A 22265-nucleotide genomic window follows, 5' to 3' on the forward strand; every position below is an offset into this window, starting at 1 on the left:
CAAGCCGTACCGCTTTTTCTCCCTATGAGGGATACCCGAGCCGTGTTCAGGCGGCGCTGGCAGCCACGTCGGTCGCTGTTGTTTTTTCGGCGTCCGTCTGCTTGATGCGGCGGTTCACGGCCGACAAGACGGCCTTGAACGAAGCGGTGACGATATTGCTGTCGATGGCGGCGCCGAACAGGGTCGGGCCGTTGTCGAGGCGCAATTCCACATAGCAAGCCGCTTGCGCGTTGGCGCCGGAGCCGATCGAGTGCTCATGGTAATCCATCAGTTTGATGTCGAGACCGAGCGCATTGACGAAAGCATCGATGGGACCGTTGCCGCCCCCTTGCAAGGCCAGCGGCGTCTGGCGGTGCGACAGGCTGATGTCGATTTGCACGGATTCGTCGCTGCTCGTGTCTTCCACCATGCGGTGCGAAGCGTAGGCGTACGGCGCCGTCTGCTCCAGGTATTCCTGCTGGAAGATTTCATGGATATCCTGCGCGGCGATTTCGCGGCCAGTCGCGTCGGCCACGGCTTGCACGGCGCGCGAGAATTCGATCTGCAGGCGGCGCGGCAAGACCAGGCCGTATTCCTGTTCCAGCAAGTACGCCATGCCGCCCTTGCCGGACTGGCTGTTGACGCGGATCACGGCGTCGTAGCTGCGGCCCAGGTCGGCCGGGTCGATCGGCAAGTACGGCACTTCCCAGATGCTGTCCGGTTGTTGCTTGGCGAAACCTTTCTTGATCGCATCCTGGTGCGAGCCGGAGAATGCCGTGAAGACCAGGTCGCCCGCATACGGGTGGCGCGGGTGGACGGGCAACTGGTTGCACTCTTCGACGCATTTGCGCACGCTGTCGATGTCGGAGAAATCCAGGCCCGGGTGCACGCCCTGCGTGTACAGGTTCATCGCCAAAGTGACGAGGTCGACGTTGCCGGTGCGCTCGCCATTGCCGAACAAACAGCCTTCCACGCGGTCGGCGCCCGCCATCACGGCCAGCTCGGCCGAGGCGACGGCCGTGCCGCGGTCGTTATGCGGGTGCACGCTGATGATGATGGAATCGCGGCGCGCCAGCTTGCGCGACATCCATTCGATCTGGTCCGCATACACGTTCGGCGTGCTGCATTCCACGGTTGATGGCAGGTTGATGATCATCTTGTTGGCCGGGGTCGGCTTCCAGATGGCGCTGACGGCGTCGCAGATATGCTTGGAAAAATCGAGTTCCGTCGTCGAGAACGATTCCGGCGTGTATTCAAAGCCCCATTCCGTTTGCGGATGCTGGGCCACCAGCTGTTTGACGAGGGTGGTGCCGGTGGTGGCGATATTCGTGATTTCTTCGCGCGACATGCCGAACACGACCTTGCGGAACACGGGTGCCACGGAGTTGTACAGGTGGACGATGGCGCGCTTGGCGCCGACAACGGATTCCACCGTGCGGCGGATCAGCTCTTCACGCGACTGTGTCAGCACGATGATGGTGACGTCGTCCGGGATGCGGCCTTCATCGACGAGCTTGCGCACGAAATCGAAATCCGTCTGCGATGCCGATGGGAAGCCCACTTCGATTTCCTTCAGGCCGATGGCGATCAGCATTTCGAAGAACCGCAGCTTCTTTTCCGCGCTCATCGGCTCGATCAGCGACTGGTTGCCGTCGCGCAAATCGGTGCTCATCCAGATAGGCGGTTTGCTGATGATCTGGTTCGGCCATTGACGGTCGGTCAATTTGACGGGAGGAAAGGCGCGGTATTTGGAAGCTGGGTTTTGCAACATCATGATCGGGTACTCCTGAAGATAGGGGGAAATCAATGGTTGTGGCGCAAGCTTGCCGGGCGGCCACGAGACACTAGGCCAGGCAAGCGATCGGTAGCGGTAGCAGAGGTGCCGCGATGCCAGCGGAGGCGGTCGCAGTGGGGATTACGTGTACGAATGGGGATGGTGCAAACATCATCAAACCTTCCAGGGTTTTTGAAACACGCCGGCGTGTGGCCAGGCGAAGCAATGCGGCAAACTTATGCGCGTGCTAGGTGTAGTCGTGATAGCGACAGCAGGGAAGGGGATGGATGTTTGAAGGAGGACATGCACTCAATGTAAGGGAAGTCGGGCCGGGCTGTCAAGCGTTTCCGTGCTACACGTAAAGCACGTGGGCTGCCTCGTTCGGCGCATCCAGTGCATCCTGCGCCATGCGCGTGAGGATGCGCCGCAGGGTGGTCGCTTCGTGGGGCAGGCGCGCGGCGAAGGCTGGCCAGCCGCGCAGCTCCAGTTGTTGCGGCATGTCCACCAGGCCCGTGACGGCGTCCCAGAACGCATCCCAGTTCATGCCATAGAAGGAGGGGAAAGCCAGTGCGGCGGCCAAGGCGGCATGCAGCTGGCGCGGCGAGTTGATATCGCTCAAGTCGATTGTTACAAGGGCTCGTCGATTCATGCTATTTGATGTTCTGACATAGTGGGAGCAGGTAAATAAACCAGGCGCCAGTCTAGCAGCAGGGGCGGCGCGCACGCTTCCCTGAACTTGTCACCTTAAACATTTAAGACGGCCTTCAGTGCCGGCGGCCCCGCTTGCGCTACAATCGGCTCTCCTTTATTGTCACTGCCGCGTGCGGTTCTCTTCTGCCACCATGTTCCCTAAACGCCTGACCCTGCTTGCCCTGGCCGCCTTTGCGCTGGCCGGCTGCGATACCACCGCCCCGAAACCGATACAAGTATTGACGCCGCCCGAGCCCATCGTCGTCACGCCGCGCAAGATCAAGATCGGCCTGGCCCTGGGCGGCGGCGCGGCGCGCGGTTTCGCGCATATCGGCGTGATCAAGGCGCTCGAATCGCAGGGCATCCAGGCCGATATCGTCACCGGCACCAGCGCCGGCAGCGTGGTGGGCGCCATGTATGCGGCGGGAAATTCCGGCTTCGCCTTGCAAAAGATGGCGTTCGACATGGACGAGGCGGCCATTTCCGACTGGGCCTTGCCCCTGTTCGGCAAGTCCTCCGGCGTGCTGAAAGGCGAGGCGCTGCAAAGCTATGTCAACAAGGCCGTCGGCGGCGTGCCGCTGGAAAAACTCAAGATTCCATTTGGCGTGGTGGCGACCGATTTGAAAAATGGCCAGCCGATCCTGTTCCAGCGCGGTAACACCGGTATGGCCGTGCGCGCCTCGTCTGCCGTGCCCGGCGTGTTCCAGCCCGTGACGATTGCCGGCCATACCTATGTCGATGGCGGCCTCGTCGCTCCCGTGCCCGTGCGCTTTGCGCGCGACATGGGCGCCGATTTCATCATCGCCGTGAATATTTCCTCGCAAACGGATACCCAGAAAGCCATCAGCTCGATGGAAGTCTTGATGCAGACGTTCGCCATCATGGGCCAGCGCATCAATCAGTTCGAATTGAAAGATGCGGACGTGGTGATCCAGCCCAGCCTGGGCACCATGAAGGGCAACGATTTCAACAGCCGCAACCAGGCGATCCTGGCGGGCGAGCAGGCGACCTTTGCCGTGATGGCGCAGCTCAAGCAAAAGCTGAAAGCCAAGCGTGAGCAGTAAGCGATAGCGGCGCTGCGCATTTCGTATACAATTTTGTTTCAACATAACAAGGATGCACCATGCAATCGAAACCGATTTTGACACTGGACGATGTAAAGAAAATCGCTGCCGCCGCCGAAGCGGAAGCGGTCAAGAATAACTGGGCGGTCACAATCGCCATCGTCGACGACGGCGGCCATCTGGTGTGGCTGCAGCGCATGGATGGCGTGGCGCCGATCTCGTCGCACATCGCCCCATCGAAAGCGAAGACGGCCGCACTGGGCCGTCGCGAATCGCGCATCTATGAAGAGATGATCAATGGCGGCCGCGTGTCCTTCCTGAGCGCGCCGGAAATCGACGGCTTGCTCGAAGGCGGCGTGCCCATCGTGTTCGAAGGCCACTACGTGGGCGCCGTCGGCGTCTCGGGCGTGAAATCCGCCGAGGACGCGCAAATCGCCAAGGCAGGCATTGCCGCTCTGACGGCCTAAGTAGTAGCCGCAGTTGCAGAACTAGCCGCTCCGCGCAAGCCGGGCGGCTTTTTTCATGGGGCGCAGGTTTTATGCTGCTGCGCAAAAAAATGCCGGGGCTTCTGTATTTTCTTCCTTGTGGAAAAGCTTCCTTTTGGTTATAATTCAAAGGTTTAGCCAATCACACATATACCGTAGCGACTACCCATCCCCTCATTCAAAATGACCGTTGAAACACCCTGAGTGCATCTGGCTCGGGTATCTAGGCGGTCGGTCTGACGTGGCGCAGCTACGGTAACTTTATCAGGAGTTGCCCTTGCCGCCATTTTTTTCTGGCCCTGCCGTTCCAGCCATATTAGCGCTTGCTGATGGAACGATCTTTAAAGGTTTTTCGATCGGTGCCGCCGGTCATACCACGGGCGAGGTTGTTTTCAACACCTCGATGACCGGGTATCAGGAAATCCTTACCGACCCAAGCTATTGCCGCCAGATGGTCACCCTGACCTATCCGCATATCGGCAATACGGGCGTCAATCCGGAAGACGTCGAATCTTCCAAGGTCCACGCCTCTGGCCTCATCATCCGCGATCTGCCGTTGCTGGCATCCAATTTCCGTTCCACCCTCTCCCTGTCCGATTACCTTAAAGCTGAAAATATCGTTGCCATCGCCGGCATCGATACACGCAAGCTCACGCGCATCCTGCGTGAAAAAGGTGCGCAGGGTGGCGCCATCCTCGTCGGTACGCAAGGCAACGAGCCATCCTCCGCGCAAGCGCTGGAACTTGCTCGCTCCTTCCCCGGCTTGGCCGGCATGGACCTGGCCAAGGTGGTATCAAGCAAGGCCGCCTACGAGTACCGCGAAACGGAATGGACCTTGGGCGAAGGCTATGGCCAGCTGGCCGACGCGGACGCGAAATACCACGTGGTCGCCTTCGACTACGGCGTCAAGCGCAACATCCTGCGCATGCTGACGGCACGCGGCTGCAAGGTCACCGTGCTGCCCGCGCAAGCGACAGCTGCCGATGCACTGGCGCTGAACCCGGACGGCATCTTCCTGTCGAACGGTCCCGGCGATCCGGAGCCGTGCGACTACGCCATCGCGGCGACCAAGGAATTGATCGAGAAGGGCATCCCGACCTTCGGCATCTGCCTCGGCCACCAGATCATGGCGATCGCTTCCGGCGCGAAAACCTTGAAGATGAAGTTCGGCCACCACGGCGCCAACCACCCGGTGCAAGACCTGGAAACGAAACAAGTCTTGATTACCTCGCAAAACCACGGTTTCGCAGTTGACGCGGCAACCTTGCCCGCGAATTGCCGCGTGACCCATGAATCGCTGTTCGACGGTTCCCTGCAGGGCTTTGCCCGCACGGACAAGCCGGCCTTCTGCTTCCAGGGCCACCCTGAAGCGTCGCCGGGCCCGATGGATGTTGCTTACCTGTTTGACCGCTTCATCAACTTGATGGCTGCGGAGGAGAAAAAGAAAAATGCCTAAACGTTTAGATATTAAAAGTATTCTGATTATTGGCGCTGGCCCGATCGTGATCGGCCAGGCCTGCGAATTCGATTATTCCGGCGCGCAAGCGTGCAAGGCCCTGCGCGAAGAGGGCTACAAAGTCATCCTGGTCAACAGCAATCCTGCGACCATCATGACGGACCCGGAAATGGCTGACGTCACCTACATCGAACCGATCACCTGGTCGGTCGTCGAGCGCATCATCGCCAAGGAGCGTCCTGACGCGATCCTGCCGACGATGGGCGGCCAGACGGCGCTGAACTGCGCGCTGGATCTGTTCAACAATGGCGTGCTGGCGAAATACAACGTCGAGCTGATCGGCGCCTCGCCGGAAGCCATCGACAAGGCCGAAGACCGTTCCAAGTTCAAGGACGCGATGACCAAGATCGGCCTCGGTTCGGCCCGTTCCGGCGTGGCGCACTCGATGGAAGAATCGTGGGCCGTGCAGCGCACCCTGGGCTTCCCGACGATCATCCGTCCATCGTTCACCATGGGCGGTTCCGGCGGCGGCATCGCCTACAACGAAGAAGAATTCGAAACCATCTGCAAGCGCGGCCTGGAAGCGTCGCCGACGAAAGAACTGCTGATCGAAGAATCGTTGCTGGGCTGGAAAGAGTACGAGATGGAAGTGGTGCGCGACAAGGCGGACAACTGCATCATCATCTGCTCGATCGAAAACCTCGACCCGATGGGCGTGCACACGGGCGACTCGATTACCGTCGCTCCTGCGCAAACCCTGACGGACAAGGAATACCAGATCATGCGCAATGCCAGTCTCGCAGTGCTGCGCGAGATCGGCGTCGACACGGGTGGTTCGAACGTGCAATTCTCGATCAACCCGGTCGATGGCCGCATGATCGTCATCGAGATGAACCCGCGCGTTTCGCGTTCGTCGGCCCTGGCATCGAAAGCGACGGGCTTCCCGATCGCCAAGATCGCCGCCAAGCTGGCCGTCGGTTTCACCCTGGACGAGCTGCGCAATGAAATCACGGGCGGCGCCACGCCGGCATCGTTCGAACCGTCGATCGATTACGTCGTCACGAAGATCCCCCGTTTCACGTTCGAGAAATTCCCGACCGCCGACCACCACCTGACGACGCAGATGAAATCCGTCGGCGAAGTGATGGCGATTGGCCGTACCTTCCAGGAATCGTTCCAGAAAGCCTTGCGCGGCCTGGAAGTGGGCGTGGACGGCATGAACGAAAAGACCAAGGACCGCGAAAAGATCGAAGAAGAACTGGGCGAGCCTGGTCCTGAGCGCATCTGGTACGTGGGCGACGCATTTGCCCAGGGTTTCACCCTGGAAGAAGTGCATCAGCTGACCAAGATCGACCCATGGTTCCTGATCCAGATCAAGGAAATCGTCGACCTGGAACTGTGGCTCGATACGCAGAAGCTGGAAAACCTGGACAAGAACACCCTGTATAAGTTGAAACAGAAGGGCTTCTCGGACCGCCGCCTGGGCTTTTTGCTGCAGACGACCGACACGGCCGTGCGCCAGCAGCGCCATGCGCTGAACATCCGTCCTGTCTACAAGCGCGTCGACACGTGCGCGGCCGAGTTTTCGACCGACACGGCGTACATGTATTCCACGTATGACGAAGAGTGCGAATCGAACCCGACCGACAAGAAAAAGATCATGGTGCTGGGCGGTGGCCCGAACCGTATCGGCCAGGGTATCGAATTTGACTATTGCTGCGTCCACGCGGCCCTCGCCATGCGCGAAGACGGCTACGAAACCATCATGGTCAATTGCAACCCGGAAACGGTTTCGACCGACTATGACACTTCCGACCGCCTGTACTTCGAATCGCTGACCCTGGAAGACGTGCTGGAAATCGTCGCCATTGAAAAACCGGTCGGCGTGATCGTGCAGTACGGCGGCCAGACGCCATTGAAACTGGCGCTGGACCTGGAAGCGAATGGCGTACCGATCATCGGCACTTCGCCCGACATGATCGATGCGGCCGAAGACCGCGAGCGTTTCCAGCAAATGCTGCACAAGCTGGAACTGCGCCAGCCGCCTAACCGCACGGCGCGCACGGAAGCCGACGCTCTGGCGCTGGCGCAGGAAATCGGCTACCCGCTGGTCGTGCGTCCATCGTACGTGCTGGGCGGCCGCGCCATGGAAATCGTCCATGAGCAACGCGACCTCGAGCGCTACATGCGCGAAGCCGTCAAGGTTTCGCACGATTCGCCGGTGCTGCTGGACCGCTTCCTGAACGACGCCATCGAGTGCGACGTCGATTGCATCTCCGACGGCGAAACGACGTTCATCGGCGGCGTGATGGAGCACATCGAACAGGCTGGCGTCCATTCGGGCGACTCGGCTTGCTCCTTGCCGCCATACTCGCTGGCGCCGGAAACCATTGAAGAACTGAAACGCCAGACGGCGCTGATGGCCAAGGGCCTGAACGTGGTCGGCCTGATGAATGTGCAGTTCGCGATCCAGAAGCAAGAGATCGATGGCGAAATGAAAGACGTCGTCTTCGTGCTGGAAGTGAACCCGCGTGCGTCGCGCACCGTGCCTTTCGTCTCGAAAGCCACCGGTCTGCAACTGGCGAAGATCGCCGCGCGCTGCATGGTCGGCCAGTCGCTGGCCTCGCAAGGCATCACGCAGGAAGTCGTGCCGCCATACTTCAGCGTCAAGGAAGCCGTGTTCCCGTTCGTCAAGTTCCCTGGCGTGGACACCATCCTGGGCCCTGAAATGAAATCGACGGGCGAAGTCATGGGCGTGGGCCTGACGTTCGGCGAAGCGTTTGTGAAATCGCAACTGGGCGCCGGCGTGAACCTGCCAAAATCGGGCAAGGTCTTCATCAGCGTGAAAGCGTCGGACAAGCCGCGCGCCGTGCAAGTGGCGCGTGACCTGGTCGAGTCCGGTTTCACCGTGGTCGCCACCAAGGGTACCGCCGCCGTGATCGCTGCTGCCGGCATCGCCGTCACGCCAGTGAACAAGGTGATCGAAGGCCGTCCGCACGTGGTCGACATGATCAAGAACCATGAAATCGTGCTGGTGATCAACACCGTGGAAGAAAAGCGCAGCGCCATCGTCGATTCGCGGGCTATCCGCACGTCGGCCCTGGCGTCGCGCGTGACGACCTATACCACCATCGCGGGCGCGGAAGCGGCCGTCGAAGGCATCCGTCACCTGGATGAGCTGCGTGTGTACGATTTGCAAGGCCTGCACAAGACCTTGAACTAAGTGCGTTTGCAGTGACCGCCGTTAGGCGGTACACTGCATGCTTATCAACCACAGAGTTCCGTGCAGAGCAGCGCGCGGCCTCTGTGGTTTTCACTTGGTAAGTCCGTTAACCGTGGCAAAACACGGACAACGGCGCCGATAACTAGCAGATAGTAGAGATAACATGACCTCAGTCCCATTGACCAAATACGGCGCAGAACTCTTGAAAGAAGAGCTGCATCATTTGAAGACCAAGGAACGCCGCATCGTCATCGATGCGATCGCCGAAGCGCGTTCGCACGGAGATTTGTCGGAAAACGCCGAGTACGATGCCGCCAAGGAACGCCAGGCGTTCGTCGAAGGCCGCATCGCCGAACTCGAAGGCAAGCTGGGCGCAGCGCAAATCATCGACCCGACCGCGCTCGACGCGGAAGGCCGCGTGGTGTTTGCCTCGACCGTGAACCTGGAAGACCTGGAATCGGGCCAGAAAGTCACGTACCAGATCGTCGGCCTCGATGAAGCCGACCTGAAAATGAACAAGGTTTCCGTGACGTCCCCGATCGCCCGCGCGCTGATCGGCAAGTATGCCGGCGACGTGGTGGAAGTGCAGGCGCCGTCCGGCCCGCGCGAATACGAAATCCTGGAAGTGCTGTACATCTGATGCTCGCCCGCGTGCGCATCCTCGTTGCCACCCTGTGGGCCGGCAGCCTGTGGACCATCGGCTTCATCGTGGCGCCGACCTTGTTCGCTACCTTGAGCGACAGAGTGCTGGCAGGCAATATCGCCGGCAGCATGTTCCGCGCCGAAGCCTGGCTGTCGATCGCCTGTGCCTTGATACTGCTGGCCTTGCTGCAATGGGCGCCCGGCGCGCTGGAACTCAAGCGCCGCCGCCTGCTGGGGGCGTTGGTGCTGTCGATGCTCGTGTGCGCGCTGCTCAGCCATTTCGGCATCTCGCCGCTGATGGCCGAACTCAAGGCGCAAGCCCAGGGAGCATCCGGCATCATGGACGAGGCCATGCGCAGCCGTTTCGGCATGCTGCATGGCGTGTCGACCGTGATCTTTGCCGTGCAGAGCTTGCTGGCGGGCGTGCTGATCTGGAAGCAGCAGTAATCGTCTGTGGTGTTGTCGGATTACGCGCTGCGCGCTAATCCGACCTACCGGTCAATGCCGTAGGTCGGATTAGCGGCGCCCTGGCGCCGCGTAATCCGACAAGCAATAAAAAAGCGGAGCAGGGAAGATCCCGTGCTCCGCTTCTTGTTTCAACAGCCTTGCGGCTGCTGAACGACAGGCTTACTTGCTGCCCAGTGCGCTTTTCTTGGCGCTTTTCTGACGTGGCTTGGCACGCTTGATGGAACCGCCTTCGGTAACGCGCTCATTGCCCTTGATCATGACTTTCGTCACGCTCGGGCGCTTGGTGCCGCTGGCGCTGGCCTTGACGATGGTCACTTCGCGCATGCCTTTGCCGGCGCTGACCTTCTCCTTAACCACTTCTTTTTTCGGACGGTAGATTACCAGCAGTTTGCCAATATGTTGTACCGGGGCGGCGCCGAGATTGCCGCAAATCGTATCGTACATTCCGACGCGGGCTTCGCGGTCGTCGCCGAACACGCGGACTTTAATCAGACCGTGCGAATCCAGGCCAAGGTCGATCTCTTTGAGGACAGCAGGTGTCAAGCCCGCTTCGCCAATGATGACGATAGGCTTCAGCGCGTGTGCTTCGGCGCGCAGTGCGCTGCGCTCTACGGGTGTAAGTTTTAGCATAATAATATTTAGTAATTCCCTTAAAAGCAGTATTCTACGCGAATGGCAAAGAAGAAATTAAACAAAAACTGGTTGCACGACCACATAAATGATCCTTATGTGAAGTTGGCGCAAAAAGAGGGCTACCGCGCCCGGGCAGCATACAAGCTCAAAGAAATCGATGAAGACGAGAAACTGATCAAACCTGGCCAGGTGATTGTCGACCTTGGTTGCACTCCTGGCAGCTGGGCCCAGTACACGCGGCGCAAGCTGGCCGGCAAGGACGGCGGCGGGGTCAATGGTACCCTGATTGGCCTGGACATGCTGGAAATGGAGCCCATCGCCGATTTCCACTTCATCCAGGGCGACTTCCGCGAAGCGCGCGTGCTGCGCCAGCTGGAAGTGGTGTTGCAGGGCCGTAAGGTGGACCTGGTCCTGTCGGACATGGCGCCCAACCTGTCGGGCATCGCCACGGCGGACGCCGCGCGCATGGAGCATCTGATCGACCTGGCCATCGAATTTTCGCAATTGCACTTGAAGCCGTCCGGCGTATTGCTGGTGAAATGCTTTAAAGACATGGGTTTCAGCCAGATCGTGGAGAAATTCCGCGCTGAATTCAAGGTTGTGGTGCAGAAAAAACCGAAGGCCAGCCGCGATAAATCGTCGGAAATCTTCCTGATGGGGCGTGGAATCAAGAATCCGCTGAAAAATGCCGTTGAAGAAGATGATTCCACCCTTGATATTTAAGAGGGAATCCGCACATGGGAACGAGAAGTGCAGTAGCGTCTGATGGCATAAAAGCCTAAATTGTTTATACTGCATTTTTTTGCGTGAACGCGATTTTTTCGCGCGCACGGATCGGCGGGCTTTGGCACGGCCCGCTTATTGCGAGTAAAATCGTGTTTCTAGCTATAGGTAAAGAGATGCGCACTGCATCCAAGGAGTCTTCGTGAATAACATGTTTTCCAAATCTGCCATCTGGGTAGTCGTATTGCTGCTGTTGTTCATGCTGTTCAAGCAATTCGACAGTCATGGCGCCACAGGCGGCAGCAAGGCCATCGCTTATTCCGATTTGCTGGATGAAGTCAAAGCCAAGCGCGTCAAGGATGTCGTGATCGAGGGTTCGTCGATCACCGCCAAGCTGATGGACGACACCAAGGTGCGTACCACCGCCACCAGCCTCGACAAGGGCCTGATCGGCGACTTGCGCGACAATGGCGTGCATTTCGATGTGCGTCCGCCCGAGGAAGCGTCTTTCCTGCAAACTATTTTTGTTTCCTGGTTCCCCATGCTGCTGTTGATCGGCGTCTGGGTATTCTTCATGCGTCAGATGCAAGGCGGCGGCAAGGGCGGGGCATTCTCGTTCGGCAAGTCGAAGGCGCGCATGATGGATGAAGCCAGCAACACCGTCACCTTCGCCGATGTCGCCGGTTGCGACGAAGCGAAAGAAGAAGTCAACGAAGTGGTCGACTTCCTCAAGGATCCGAGCAAATTCCAGAAACTGGGCGGCCGCATTCCCCGCGGCGTGCTGATGGTCGGTCCTCCGGGCACGGGTAAAACCCTGCTGGCGCGCGCCATCGCCGGCGAAGCCAAGGTGCCGTTCTTCTCGATTTCCGGTTCCGACTTCGTGGAAATGTTCGTCGGCGTGGGCGCCAGCCGTGTCCGCGACATGTTTGAAAACGCGAAAAAGCATTCGCCATGCATCATCTTCATCGATGAGATCGACGCTGTCGGCCGTCACCGCGGTGCAGGCATGGGCGGCGGCAATGACGAGCGCGAACAGACCTTGAACCAGTTGCTGGTCGAGATGGACGGTTTTGAAGCGAACTCCGGCGTGATCGTCGTGGCCGCCACCAACCGCGCCGACGTGCTCGACAAAGCCTTGCTGCGTCCGGGCCGTTTCGACCGCCAGGTTTCCGTCGGCTTGCCCGATATCCGCGGCCGTGAGCAGATCTTGAATGTGCACATGCGTAAAGTACCTATCGGTACCGACGTGAAAGCCGATATCCTGGCCCGCGGCACCCCTGGTTTCTCGGGTGCGGACCTGGCCAACCTGGTCAACGAGGCAGCCCTGTTCGCGGCCCGCCGCAGCAAGCGCCTGGTGGAAATGGCGGACTTCGAAGACGCGAAAGACAAGATCTATATGGGTCCTGAGCGTAAATCGATGATCATCCGCGAGGAAGAGCGTCGCAATACGGCTTACCATGAGTCCGGTCACGCCGTCGTCGCCAAGCTGCTGCCGAAGGCCGATCCCGTGCATAAAGTGACGATCATGCCGCGCGGCTGGGCCCTGGGCCTGACGTGGCAGCTGCCGGAACACGATAACTTGTCCGCCTACAAGGACAAGATGCTGGAAGAAATTTCCATCCTGTTCGGCGGCCGTATCGCCGAAGAGATTTTCGTGGGTCAAATGTCTACGGGCGCGTCGAACGACTTCTCGCGCGCCACCAAGCTGGCCCGTTCCATGGTGACCCGCTTCGGCATGTCCGACAGCATGGGCGTGATGGTCTACGAAGACAGCGAAAACGAAGGTTTCTTCGGTGGCGCCACCAAGACGATCTCGGAAGCGACCCAGCAAAAGGTCGATGCTGAAATCCGCAACATTCTCGACAAGCAATATGCTTTGGCGCGTACTTTGCTGGAAGGCAACCGCGACAAGGTCGAAATGATGACCAAAGCCTTGCTGGAATGGGAAACCATCGATGCAGAGCAAATCAATGACATCATGGCCGGCCTGGAGCCGCGTCCACCGAAAGTCATCCCGCCACGCCGCAATGCGGGCGACAGCGGCACGGGCGGCATCTCGCCGAACGTGACGGCACCAGCTTGATAGCGGCTGCCCTGACCGGCGGCGCGTAATCAAAAGGGTAAGGAGCGATCCTTGCCCTTTTTCGTTGGCGCGCCAGCTTTTCCTGACGACTACAAAAGATTCACATGCGACACTATTTGCAATTCGGCCGTTTCGGCTTCAACCTGCAGGGCACGCAGGCGCTGGTGATGGGCATCCTGAACATCACGCCCGACTCGTTTTCCGATGCGGGCCAGTATCAACACCTGGAATTTGCCATTTCGCGCGCCGAGCAGATGATTGTTGACGGCGTCGACATCATCGACATCGGCGGCGAGTCGAGCCGCCCCGGCGCTCCGCCGCTGCCGCTGCAGGACGAGCTTGCGCGCGTCATGCCGGTGCTGTACGCCTTGCGCGACTGCGGCAAGCCCCTGTCCGTCGATACGTACAAGCCTGAAGTGATGCGCGAAGCCATCCTGGCGGGCGCCGACATGATCAACGACATCAACGGTTTCCGCGCGCCGGGCGCCATCGACGCCGTGCAGGACAGCGATTGCGCGCTGTGCATCATGCACATGCAAAGCGTGCCGCAAACCATGCAGGACCAGCCGCAGTACGAAGATGTGGTGCGCGAAGTCATCGCCTTCCTGCGCGAGCGCATCGACACCATGACGGCGGCCGGCATCGCCCGCGAACGCCTGTGCGTCGATCCCGGTTTTGGCTTTGGCAAGACGGTGGAACAGAACTACGCCTTGCTGCGCGCCACGCGCCAGCTGCGCAGCGAACTGGACCTGCCTGTGCTGGCCGGCTTGTCGCGCAAGTCGATGATAGGCGCCGTCACGGGGCGTCCCGTCGAGCAGCGCCTGGCCGGCAGTGTTGCCGGTGCGCTGGCTGCTGTAGCGCAAGGTGCGGAAATTATCCGTGTGCATGATGTCGCTGAAACCGTCGATGCACTGAAGGTCTGGCGCATGGCGCACTGACCCTGTAAGATTCATTATAAACAACAAAAAGAGAAAACTATGACGCGTAAATATTTTGGCACCGATGGCATCCGCGGCCTGGTGGGCACGGCTCCGATCACCCCCGATTTCGTCATGCGCCTCGGTTATGCGGCCGGCAAGGTGCTGGCCAAGTCGCAAGGCGGCAAGGCGCATCCGACTGTACTGATCGGCAAGGACACGCGCATTTCCGGCTACATGCTGGAAGCGGCGCTGGAAGCGGGCTTGTCGGCCGCTGGCGTGGACGTGATGCTGGCCGGCCCCATGCCGACGCCGGCGATCGCCTACCTGACGCGGGCGCTGCGCCTGTCGGCCGGCGTCGTCATTTCCGCCTCGCACAATCCGTATCACGACAATGGCATCAAGTTCTTTTCCGGCCAGGGCACCAAGCTGCCCGACAGCGTGGAACTGGAAATCGAAGCGGCGCTCGACGAGCCCATGTCTTGCGTGGCGTCGGACAAGCTGGGCCGGGCCAAGCGCCTGGACGATGCCCAGGGCCGCTACATCGAATTTTGCAAGAGCACCTTCCCGAACGAGCTGGACTTGCGCGGCCTGAAGATCGTCGTCGATTGCGCGCATGGCGCCGCCTACCATATCGCGCCGCACGTGTTCCATGAGCTGGGCGCGGAAGTCATCGCCATCGGCAACAAGCCTGACGGCTTCAATATCAATGCGGGCTTCGGCGCCACGGCAACCAAGGCCATGGCCGAGGCTGTCGTCGAGCACGGCGCGGACCTCGGTATCGCGCTCGATGGCGACGCCGACCGCCTGATCATGTGCGACGCCACGGGACGCTTGTACAACGGCGACGAGTTGTTGTACGTCATGGTCAAGGATCGCCTGGCAACAGGTCCCGTGGCTGGCGCCGTCGGCACCCTGATGACCAACATGGCGCTGGAAGTGCTGTTCAAGCAGCAGGGCATCGGCTTTGCGCGCGCCAAGGTGGGCGACCGCTACGTGCTGGAAGTCATGAAGGAAAAGGGCTGGATACTGGGCGGCGAAGGCTCGGGCCATTTGCTGTGCCTGGACCGGCACACGACGGGCGACGGCATCGTCTCCGCGCTGCAAGTGTTGTCCGCGCTCAAGCGCAGCGGCCAGAGCCTGCAGCAATGCCTGGCCGAACTGGTGCTGTTCCCGCAAACCCTGATCAACCTGCGTGTGGCGCCCGGTTTCGACTGGCAAAAAAATGCCGCTATGGTGGCCGAGAAAGAGCTGGTCGAGGCCGAGCTGGGCGACACGGGCCGCGTGCTGATCCGCGCTTCCGGCACGGAACCGCTGATCCGCGTGATGGTGGAGGCGAAAGATAAAGAGAAGGCCGAGAGCATGGCGCGCCGCATCGCCGATAAAGTCGGCGCTTAAGGGGTAGGGACAGGGCAGGGCCGATAGTTATTTCCATCTAATTCGTCTATGGCAATTGACGAAATTGGGTGGGGGCGTTATTATCTTGTCTTCGGAGTGTGGCGCAGCCCGGTAGCGCACCTGGTTTGGGACCAGGGGGTCCAAGGTTCGAATCCTTGTACTCCGACCAAAGTCATAAGCGGGCTGTCAGAGATGACAGCCCGTTTTCTATTCCGCGCAGGCATTTCATTGCCGGCGCGCATGGATTAAAATGCTGCACCTTTCCGCCCATCGTTCAACGGATAGGACAACGGTCTTCTAAACCGTGAATGGGGGTTCGATTCCCTCTGGGCGGACCAGTATGTACTGGCCAGCAATGTCATCAGCGGCGCAATGCCCGCGCTCCATTCATTACCCTTCCCGTTTTTTCTGTGCCGCGCCGACGCTGCCTGTGCTTACGCCATCTGGCGGAGCGCTTGCCGACCCCGTGCCGCCGCCTTCCTGCGCCAGCGCCAGCCGATCAAGCCCAAGCCCGCTAGCAGCATGGCATGTGTCTGCGGCTCCGGCACTGCGGACAGGATCGGCTCGGAATAAATCGTCAGCATGATATCTTGGAAAGCGACATAGGCCAGCGAGGGGCTGGAGATGTAATGGCAGCAAAGATAGGGATCGGGATCGCGCATATGCGCCCATTGTGCCTTTGCATCCGTCGTCAGCATGGCATCAAAGCGGATGGAAAAATCATGTGTCAGCGACAGGCCGGAAGCGCCGACCCATAGCTCGCCGCTGGAATTGAAAAGTGTTTTTGACTGGCCGGCGCCGGTTGCGCTGCCGTCGGCCAAGCGCGTCTCGACGGCCAGTGTTGCCGACGAGTTGGCGTATCCTGGCGCGATTTCATCGTACACATCATCGTAGTTCTCCCATCCCATTGCGACCAGGTTGGCGCTGAATACATTGCTCTGCAGGCTGTATCCTGTGATGCGGTAGCCATCCTTTACGCTGATCTGCATGGTATCGCCATACGGCAGGGTTTTCGGTGCAGGGCTTGGCTCGTAAGGCAGCGCGTCGTCCCATGACTGCAGGGCGTTGGTTTCGTCGTAACCGCCAAAAGCAATGCGGCTGGTGCCTGGCTGGTCCGATACCAGATAATCCGACCAGCTACTTTGTGTTCCGCTTGCCAGGAAGGTAAAGGCATGGGTTTCCTGCCACATATTACTCTGCGCGAAAGCCTGCATGGATGACAAGGTACATAGGATCGCGGCCAGATACAGTCGAACTTGATGCATTTCTTTCCCCTTGGGCGCGGATTCTCGCCGATGACTTTGCCGGCGGTGCCGGCACAAGAGTTATTATCATATTCCTATCGAATTGATGGAAATGCTTCAATTGTCACTTTATTACCATTCCGGCGCGGCGATGCGCGCTGTCGGCGCTTATGGTTGCGCCGACAGGATCGCTGACAGCAGGTAGAGGATGGGTGCCGCGACAAGCATGGCCACGACCAGGGACGCGCGCTTCCTGTTGCTCAGGCGCAGCCTTTCCCGCACGGGCAGGTGCTGGCGGATCACGCTGCGCGCGCGTGGCTGAAACGGTTGTTCATGCATGAGTACTCCCTCGTCGATCAGCAGTGGATGCCGTCGAGCATAGCGAGGGGAGTCTAAAGATGGTGTAAAAAGCGGCTCTTGCGCCGCAAGCGCGGTGTAAACAGGCTGCTAGAGTTGAGGGCGGCAGCGGACGCTGGTGCGCCGCTGCCGCAGATGGCGCTTACTTTCCCTGGCGGCGGCGTGCCAGGAAGCCCAGCAGGCCCAGCCCGGCGAGCAGCATGGCGTAGGTTTCAGGTTCCGGCACGGCGGAAATGAAAGCCCGGTAATTGCTCAGACCCTTGGGCAGGCCTTCCACCGTGAAGGTGGTGCCGGCAGCCACTGGAGCTGCCCAGTGGAATACCAGTTCGCCCTGACCGAAGTGGATGGCCAGGAAGTCATAGGCGGCCGCGCTCGTATAGGAGTTGACGCCGCCGCTCAAGCCTGCCGTGGTGCCGGCAGTGCAGCCCGAGGTGGCGTTGTCGCAATACGAGACGGCGGCGCCCAGGCTGGTGCCGAACACGCCATTGATATAACCCTGGATGTCCGAGGGGCTCTGTGGCACGAGATTATCGTCATAATATTTCACCTGCAGTGCCGGCGATGGCGAATAGGTGACGGTGCTGCCGGCGATGACGAAACCGCTGGCCGGCCCGACATCGACCCAGGTGGCGGCTTGCGCCGCACTTGCCAGTACGGCCATTGCGGCCAGCATGGATGCCTTGATGGCAATGCTCTTTACGCTTTTCATGAAAATCCCCTTGTGCTTGAGACAGTCGCTTCATCGTGTTGGGACGCGTCCCTGCTTGCCGGGGGAGTCATCCCATTGCCCGTTTTTAGTTATTTCCTGCGCGTAGCAAGTACGCAAATGAAAGCTTACTCTTGATATAAATTAATACAATTTTAATAATTCTATTGGTTTGGTTGACAACATCGCATACGGCTATGCATGGCTGTGCTAGCGATAGCCAACATGAGGTCAAGAAATGGCGTGACAAGGCGCGCCAGCTTGTGCTGGCGGTGTCTTGGCTTCGGGGAGAGGGGCGGCGGCGGGTGCTTCAGTCGCTGTTGTTGCTGACGCCAAACAGGCGATCCTTGGCGTTGAGCAGTTTCTGTACCTTGGCGCCCATTTTCATCAGTTGCGCCATCGACTCGGGCGACAGGCGCTGCAAATCGTCGAACCAGGTGTTGGCCAGGTCAACCAGTTCATACATTTCACGCATGCGCTCCTGCGCATATTGATCCACGGGTTCCGTGGCCGGCGCCAGCAGCGATTCGCGCAGCACCGTCAGGGTAGGCGCCACTTCACGGCGGCGACGTTCGGCCGCCACGACGCGGAAGATTTGCCATACGTCGCCCAGCGAGGAGAAATACTCGCGCCGGTCGCCGGGGATGCGCGACTGGCGTATCAAGCCCCAGCCCTGCAATTCCTTCAAGCCGATGCTCACGTTCGAGCGCGAAAAACTCAGGTGCTCCGCGATTTCATCCGCGTGCAAAGGATGCTCCGCGACAAATAACAAGGCGTACACTTGCCCCACCGTACGGTTAAAGCCCCAGCGGCTGCCCATCTCGCCGAAATGGCTGACGAAGGTCTGGATCAGCGGCGTCATTTGGATATGTTGAGTTTTCATAATTATCTGAATTTTTTCACGCCATACTGGTGGGGTCAATTGATATATGTCATGTTTCGCAGTATTATACAAAATATCGAATTTACAGAAAATTCTGAAAACTCAAGAAGTATAGAAGATGCCGACCACGCCCTTGTCCTTGCCCCGCTTTATTCTTCCCCGCGCCGCCAGCCTGGCGCAAGGGGGCGCCGCCTTGTTGTGGCTGCCACAAGCGGCCTTGCTGGCCTGGGCCGTGCAAGCCATGCTCGATGGCGCCGGCTGGCGCGCGGCCCTGTTGCCGGCCGCTGGCGTGCTGTTGCTGGGCGTGCTGCGCGCCGCTTGCGAAGCGTGGGGCGCGCGGCGCATGTATGCGGCGGCGCGCGCGCACCTGTCCACCTTGCGCGCGCAGGTGGCGCAAGCGCTGGCGCGCCGTTCGCCGCTGGACCGCCAGCGCGCCCAGTCGGGCCAGGCGGCCAGCGTCATCGCCGAGCAGGCCGAAGCCATCGTGCCGTACCTGGTGCGCTACAAGCCCGCGCGCTGGAAAGTCATGCTCGTGCCGCTCGTGATCCTCGCCGTGGTGGCGCCGCTGTCGTGGATCGCGGCCTTGATCCTGCTCATCGCCGCGCCCCTGATTCCCGTCTTCATGGCCCTCGTCGGCATGGGCGCGCAGGCGGCCAGCCGCGCGCAGATGGTGGAAATGGGCAGCATGAACGCCTTTCTGCTGGACCGCCTGCGCGGCCTGGCTACCTTGCGCGCGCTCGACGCCGTCGACGCCACGGCCGAACGGCTCGATGCCTCCTCGCAATCCGTGCGCCGGCGCACGATGGTGGTGCTGCGCATCGCCTTTTTGTCGTCCGCCGTGCTGGAACTGTTTTCCGCGCTGGGCGTGGCCATGGTGGCGGCCTTCATTGGTTTCTCGCTGCTGGGCAGCATCAATTTCGGCACCTGGGGCCGCGAACTGAGCCTGGGGCAGGGCTTGTTCATCCTGCTGCTGGCGCCCGCCTTCTTCGAGCCGCTGCGCGAACTGGCCGCCGTCTGGCACGACAAGGCTGCCGGCGAAGCGGGCCTGGCCGGTTTGCACGACCTGGCTGCCGATGGCGTGCCTTTGCCTGGCTTTGGTGTGGAAGTGGCGGCCGTTTCCGCCGCCGCCATGGCCGTGGCGGCGGCGCCCGCCGTGGAACTCCGGCAATTGCGCTTTGCCCATCCCGGCGAAGCGCCCGTGTTCGACGGCTTCGACCTGAAGGTGGGCGCGGGCGAGCACGTGGCCCTGCTGGGCGCCAGCGGCGCCGGCAAGACCACCTTGCTGTCCCTGCTGGCCGGCTTGCTGCCCGCCAGCGGCGGCGACATCCGCATCGGCGGCGTGCGCCTGACCGACAGCACCGTCAATACCTTGCGCCAGCGCATGGCCTGGATGGGCCAGCGTCCGCACGTGTTTGCCGCGTCCGTCAGCCAGAACATGACCCTGGGCCGCGTGGGGGCGAACGCCGCGCAGGTGACGCAGGCGCTGCACCTGGCCGACCTGGCCAAGGTGGCGCAGGCGCAGCCGGCCATCATGCTCAGCGATGGCGGCCAGGGCTTGTCCGGCGGCGAAGCCGTGCGCCTGGCCCTGGCCCGCGTGGCCCTGCATCCGCATGCGGATTTGCTGCTGGTCGATGAACCGACGGCCCACCTGGACAGCGAAACGGCGGCGCGCGTGACGGACGCCCTGCTGGCACTGGCGCAAGGCAAGACGATGATCGTCGCCACGCACGACCCCGTGCTGGCTGGCCGCCTGCAGCGCACGGTGCAGGTCGCTGCACCGGCGCAGGCAGAGGAGTTGCGCGCATGAAAAACTCCATCATATTGAACCCCGTCCTGCGCCAATTGCTGCTGGCCCAGCCCGGCAAGTTGATCGGCGGAGCCTTGCTGGCGGCCCTGACGGCGGTGGCCGGCATGGCCTTGCTGGGCTTGTCCGGCTGGTTCATCACGGCCACGTCGATTGCTGGCCTGCACGCTTCGACGGCCATCGTGTTCGACGTGTTCGGTCCGTCGGCCGGCATCCGCCTGCTGGCCATCGGCCGCACGGGGTCGCGCTATGCGGAGCGCCTCGTCACGCACGACGCCACGTTCGCCGCGCTGGCCAGCATCCGCGTGCGCCTGTTCCGTGGCTGGTCGCGCCCGGAAGCGGCCAGCCGCTTGCTGCGCCAGCCCGCCAAGCTGCTGTTCCGCCTGACGGCCGATATCGACGCGCTCGAATCGCTGTACTTGCGCCTGCTCGTGCCTGCCTTCACGGCCCTGTGCGCGGCCTTGCTGGCCGGCGTGGCGCTGGGCGTGATGCAGTGGCAGCTGGGCCTGGGCCTGGCCGCGTGGCTGCTGGCCGCCGGTGGCGGCATCAGCTGGATCGTGGCGCGCCGCGCCCGCCGTCCCGCCATCGTGCGCTCGCGCGCCATCGAAAAACTGCGTTCCGGCACCATCGATCTGGTGGCGGGCCAGACGGATCTCGTGATGGCGGGCCGCATCGACGCCCAATGCGCGGCGCTGGGGCAGATCGACCGCTCGCTGGCGCAAGCCGATTTTGCTTTGCTGCGCCTCGAGACGGCCGCCGGCGCCGCGTATGGCGTTGCCGGTAGCGCGACTCTGGCTGGCGTGTTGCTGGCCGTGGCCGCGCTGGTGCAACAGCAAACGATGAGTTTGCCTCTGGCGGCCCTGGCCTTGCTGATCGCCCTGACGGCCGTGGAGCCATTTGCGGGACTGCGCCGCGGCGCGCTGGAAGCGGGGCGCATGCTGTTGGCCGTACGGCGTCTGGCGCCGCGCCTCGATGGCGAAGATGTATGTGCGCCGCCTTTTGATGCCGCACCAGGCTTGCGCCTGGAGCACGTCAGCGCCGCGCATGCGGGCAGCAATAATGCCATCTTGCATGACGTATCGCTGCACATCGCCGATGGCGAGCGCGTGGCCTTGATCGGCCCCAGCGGCGCGGGCAAGTCGACCTTGCTGGCCATCGCCGCGCGCGAACTGGCGCCATTGTCGGGCACGGTGAGCGCGCCGCGCGCCTGCCTGTTTACGCAGAAGACGGAATTGTTCCAGGACAGCTTGCGCGACAACCTGCGCCTGGCCGCCCCGTCCGCCAGCGACGCGCAACTGTGGGCGGCGCTGCAGTCGGCCGGCCTGGACGAGGAAGTGCGCGCCTTTGCGGGCGGCTTGGACACCATGCTGGGCGAGGGCGGCCTGGGCCTGTCGGGCGGCCAGGCGCGGCGATTGGCGCTGGCGCGGCTGTTCCTGCATGAATCGACCTTGTGGCTGCTGGACGAAGCGACGGAAGCGCTGAATGCCCAGACGGCGACCGACGTCCTGCAGCGCCTGCGCGCGCGCAGCGAAGGACGCAGCTTGCTGATCGCAACCCACTTGCGGCGCGAAGCGGCGCTGGCGGACAGGCTGGTTAGTCTGCGCGATGGCCGTATCGTGGGCGACGCGCGGCGTGGCACACCGGCCTTCGACACGGCCATGGCGGGATTGCGCGGAGATTAAGACAGAACGGAGACACAGGCGCTGCCGTCCGCCGGCATGAGGGGCGGTAGCAAT

The 22265-nt window shown here is 61.2% G+C and carries 19 protein-coding genes and 2 tRNA genes; 14 read left to right on the top strand and 7 right to left on the bottom strand.

The genetic code is table 11. From position 1 onward, the window contains the following. Window positions 1-46: 46 nt before the first annotated feature. Together leuA and ASN89_RS22140 are read right to left on the bottom strand one after the other, a co-directional pair. Window positions 47-1753 (bottom strand): 2-isopropylmalate synthase, encoded by a 1707-nt coding sequence (leuA, locus tag ASN89_RS22135; RefSeq protein ID WP_046683718.1) that lies wholly within the window; start codon window positions 1751-1753, stop codon window positions 47-49. Window positions 1754-2105: 352 nt separating this feature from the next. Then, a complete protein-coding gene (locus tag ASN89_RS22140; RefSeq protein WP_235502041.1) occupies window positions 2106-2372 on the bottom strand; it encodes a barstar family protein in 267 nt (88 codons plus the stop codon). A 223-nt stretch (window positions 2373-2595) separates the two neighbouring features. Here ASN89_RS22140 and ASN89_RS22145 point away from each other — a divergent pair, with 223 nt between their 5' ends. The 6 genes from ASN89_RS22145 (at window position 2596) to ASN89_RS22170 (ending at window position 9760) form a co-directional block, all read left to right on the top strand. Then, on the top strand, window positions 2596-3507 hold the full coding sequence (locus ASN89_RS22145; protein ID WP_046683720.1) for a patatin-like phospholipase family protein: 912 nt from the start codon (window positions 2596-2598) through the stop codon (window positions 3505-3507). Between the two features lie 59 nt (window positions 3508-3566). Continuing rightward, the gene (locus ASN89_RS22150; protein ID WP_046683721.1) at window positions 3567-3974 is read left to right on the top strand and encodes a GlcG/HbpS family heme-binding protein; all 408 of its coding nucleotides are present in this window, start codon (window positions 3567-3569) and stop codon (window positions 3972-3974) included. A 295-nt stretch (window positions 3975-4269) separates the two neighbouring features. Continuing rightward, a complete protein-coding gene (gene carA, locus ASN89_RS22155; RefSeq protein ID WP_046683722.1) occupies window positions 4270-5448 on the top strand; it encodes a glutamine-hydrolyzing carbamoyl-phosphate synthase small subunit in 1179 nt (392 codons plus the stop codon). Next, window positions 5441-8671 carry a carbamoyl-phosphate synthase large subunit gene (gene carB, locus ASN89_RS22160; protein WP_034786033.1) on the top strand — a complete coding sequence of 1077 codons (3231 nt, stop codon included), beginning with the start codon at window positions 5441-5443 and terminating at the stop codon, window positions 8669-8671. The genes carA and carB overlap by 8 nt, the downstream gene beginning before the upstream one ends. A 163-nt stretch (window positions 8672-8834) precedes the next feature. After that, a complete protein-coding gene (greA, locus tag ASN89_RS22165) occupies window positions 8835-9311 on the top strand; it encodes a transcription elongation factor GreA (protein ID WP_034757428.1) in 477 nt (158 codons plus the stop codon). After that, window positions 9311-9760: a DUF4149 domain-containing protein gene (locus tag ASN89_RS22170; RefSeq protein ID WP_200969103.1), complete on the top strand. Its 450-nt coding sequence runs from the start codon at window positions 9311-9313 to the stop codon at window positions 9758-9760. Before greA ends, ASN89_RS22170 begins: the two co-directional genes overlap by 1 nt. 180 nt (window positions 9761-9940) lie before the next feature. Here ASN89_RS22170 and ASN89_RS22175 read toward each other — a convergent pair whose 3' ends face one another. Further along, complete coding sequence (locus ASN89_RS22175) at window positions 9941-10411, bottom strand: YhbY family RNA-binding protein (RefSeq protein WP_010397237.1); 471 nt, start codon at window positions 10409-10411, stop codon at window positions 9941-9943. Between the two features lie 42 nt (window positions 10412-10453). Here ASN89_RS22175 and ASN89_RS22180 point away from each other — a divergent pair, with 42 nt between their 5' ends. The 6 genes from ASN89_RS22180 (at window position 10454) to ASN89_RS22205 (ending at window position 15873) form a co-directional block, all read left to right on the top strand. Next, window positions 10454-11137, top strand: coding sequence for an RlmE family RNA methyltransferase (locus tag ASN89_RS22180; protein WP_058050784.1), 684 nt, complete (start codon window positions 10454-10456; stop codon window positions 11135-11137). Between the two features lie 202 nt (window positions 11138-11339). Next, the gene (ftsH, locus tag ASN89_RS22185) at window positions 11340-13220 is read left to right on the top strand and encodes an ATP-dependent zinc metalloprotease FtsH (protein WP_035817778.1); all 1881 of its coding nucleotides are present in this window, start codon (window positions 11340-11342) and stop codon (window positions 13218-13220) included. A 104-nt stretch (window positions 13221-13324) separates the two neighbouring features. Beyond that, a complete protein-coding gene (gene folP, locus ASN89_RS22190) occupies window positions 13325-14158 on the top strand; it encodes a dihydropteroate synthase (protein WP_058050785.1) in 834 nt (277 codons plus the stop codon). Window positions 14159-14197: 39 nt separating this feature from the next. Next, entirely contained in the window at window positions 14198-15535 is a 1338-nt protein-coding gene (gene glmM / locus ASN89_RS22195) for a phosphoglucosamine mutase (protein WP_046683725.1), read from the top strand. A gap of 92 nt (window positions 15536-15627) precedes the next feature. After that, window positions 15628-15704 (top strand) — tRNA-Pro (locus ASN89_RS22200). A gap of 94 nt (window positions 15705-15798) precedes the next feature. Next, a tRNA-Arg gene (locus ASN89_RS22205) sits at window positions 15799-15873 on the top strand. A gap of 96 nt (window positions 15874-15969) precedes the next feature. Here ASN89_RS22205 and ASN89_RS22210 read toward each other — a convergent pair. The 4 genes from ASN89_RS22210 to ASN89_RS22220 form a co-directional block, all read right to left on the bottom strand. Further along, window positions 15970-16800, bottom strand: coding sequence for a PEP-CTERM sorting domain-containing protein (locus tag ASN89_RS22210; protein ID WP_082654691.1), 831 nt, complete (start codon window positions 16798-16800; stop codon window positions 15970-15972). 147 nt (window positions 16801-16947) lie between these two features. Continuing rightward, window positions 16948-17118, bottom strand: a complete 171-nt coding sequence (locus tag ASN89_RS29075) for a hypothetical protein (protein WP_161911792.1) — start codon at window positions 17116-17118, stop codon at window positions 16948-16950. A gap of 160 nt (window positions 17119-17278) precedes the next feature. Continuing rightward, complete coding sequence (locus ASN89_RS29565) at window positions 17279-17845, bottom strand: PEP-CTERM sorting domain-containing protein (protein WP_058050787.1); 567 nt, start codon at window positions 17843-17845, stop codon at window positions 17279-17281. A gap of 307 nt (window positions 17846-18152) precedes the next feature. Next, window positions 18153-18704: a GbsR/MarR family transcriptional regulator gene (locus tag ASN89_RS22220; RefSeq protein WP_185982152.1), complete on the bottom strand. Its 552-nt coding sequence runs from the start codon at window positions 18702-18704 to the stop codon at window positions 18153-18155. Window positions 18705-18843: 139 nt separating this feature from the next. Between ASN89_RS22220 and cydD the strand changes: the two genes are divergently transcribed. Both cydD and ASN89_RS22230 read left to right on the top strand, forming a co-directional pair. Continuing rightward, on the top strand, window positions 18844-20532 hold the full coding sequence (gene cydD / locus ASN89_RS22225; protein WP_058050788.1) for a thiol reductant ABC exporter subunit CydD: 1689 nt from the start codon (window positions 18844-18846) through the stop codon (window positions 20530-20532). Then, window positions 20529-22211, top strand: a complete 1683-nt coding sequence (locus tag ASN89_RS22230) for an amino acid ABC transporter ATP-binding/permease protein (RefSeq protein ID WP_058050789.1) — start codon at window positions 20529-20531, stop codon at window positions 22209-22211. The genes cydD and ASN89_RS22230 overlap by 4 nt, the downstream gene beginning before the upstream one ends. Window positions 22212-22265: the final 54 nt, after the last annotated feature.

Source organism: Janthinobacterium sp. Ant5-2-1, assembly GCF_001445815.1.
Taxonomy (GTDB): Bacteria; Pseudomonadota; Gammaproteobacteria; order Burkholderiales; family Burkholderiaceae_D; genus Janthinobacterium; species Janthinobacterium lividum_E.

What these genes read in the sequence shown, in the direction of transcription:
- folP (WP_058050785.1), top strand. Translation starts at nt 13,325, where the DNA reads ATGCGACACTATTTGCAATTCGGCCGTTTCGGCTTCAACCTGCAGGGC.
- leuA (WP_046683718.1), bottom strand. Translation starts at nt 1,753, where the DNA reads ATGATGTTGCAAAACCCAGCTTCCAAATACCGCGCCTTTCCTCCCGTC.
- cydD (WP_058050788.1), top strand. Translation starts at nt 18,844, where the DNA reads ATGCCGACCACGCCCTTGTCCTTGCCCCGCTTTATTCTTCCCCGCGCC.
- ASN89_RS22230 (WP_058050789.1), top strand. Translation starts at nt 20,529, where the DNA reads ATGAAAAACTCCATCATATTGAACCCCGTCCTGCGCCAATTGCTGCTG.
- ASN89_RS22150 (WP_046683721.1), top strand. Translation starts at nt 3,567, where the DNA reads ATGCAATCGAAACCGATTTTGACACTGGACGATGTAAAGAAAATCGCT.
- ASN89_RS22180 (WP_058050784.1), top strand. Translation starts at nt 10,454, where the DNA reads ATGGCAAAGAAGAAATTAAACAAAAACTGGTTGCACGACCACATAAAT.
- carB (WP_034786033.1), top strand. Translation starts at nt 5,441, where the DNA reads ATGCCTAAACGTTTAGATATTAAAAGTATTCTGATTATTGGCGCTGGC.
- glmM (WP_046683725.1), top strand. Translation starts at nt 14,198, where the DNA reads ATGACGCGTAAATATTTTGGCACCGATGGCATCCGCGGCCTGGTGGGC.
- ASN89_RS29565 (WP_058050787.1), bottom strand. Translation starts at nt 17,845, where the DNA reads ATGAAAAGCGTAAAGAGCATTGCCATCAAGGCATCCATGCTGGCCGCA.
- greA (WP_034757428.1), top strand. Translation starts at nt 8,835, where the DNA reads ATGACCTCAGTCCCATTGACCAAATACGGCGCAGAACTCTTGAAAGAA.
- ASN89_RS22220 (WP_185982152.1), bottom strand. Translation starts at nt 18,704, where the DNA reads ATGACGCCGCTGATCCAGACCTTCGTCAGCCATTTCGGCGAGATGGGC.
- ASN89_RS29075 (WP_161911792.1), bottom strand. Translation starts at nt 17,118, where the DNA reads ATGCATGAACAACCGTTTCAGCCACGCGCGCGCAGCGTGATCCGCCAG.
- ASN89_RS22175 (WP_010397237.1), bottom strand. Translation starts at nt 10,411, where the DNA reads ATGCTAAAACTTACACCCGTAGAGCGCAGCGCACTGCGCGCCGAAGCA.
- ASN89_RS22170 (WP_200969103.1), top strand. Translation starts at nt 9,311, where the DNA reads ATGCTCGCCCGCGTGCGCATCCTCGTTGCCACCCTGTGGGCCGGCAGC.
- ASN89_RS22210 (WP_082654691.1), bottom strand. Translation starts at nt 16,800, where the DNA reads ATGCATCAAGTTCGACTGTATCTGGCCGCGATCCTATGTACCTTGTCA.
- ASN89_RS22145 (WP_046683720.1), top strand. Translation starts at nt 2,596, where the DNA reads ATGTTCCCTAAACGCCTGACCCTGCTTGCCCTGGCCGCCTTTGCGCTG.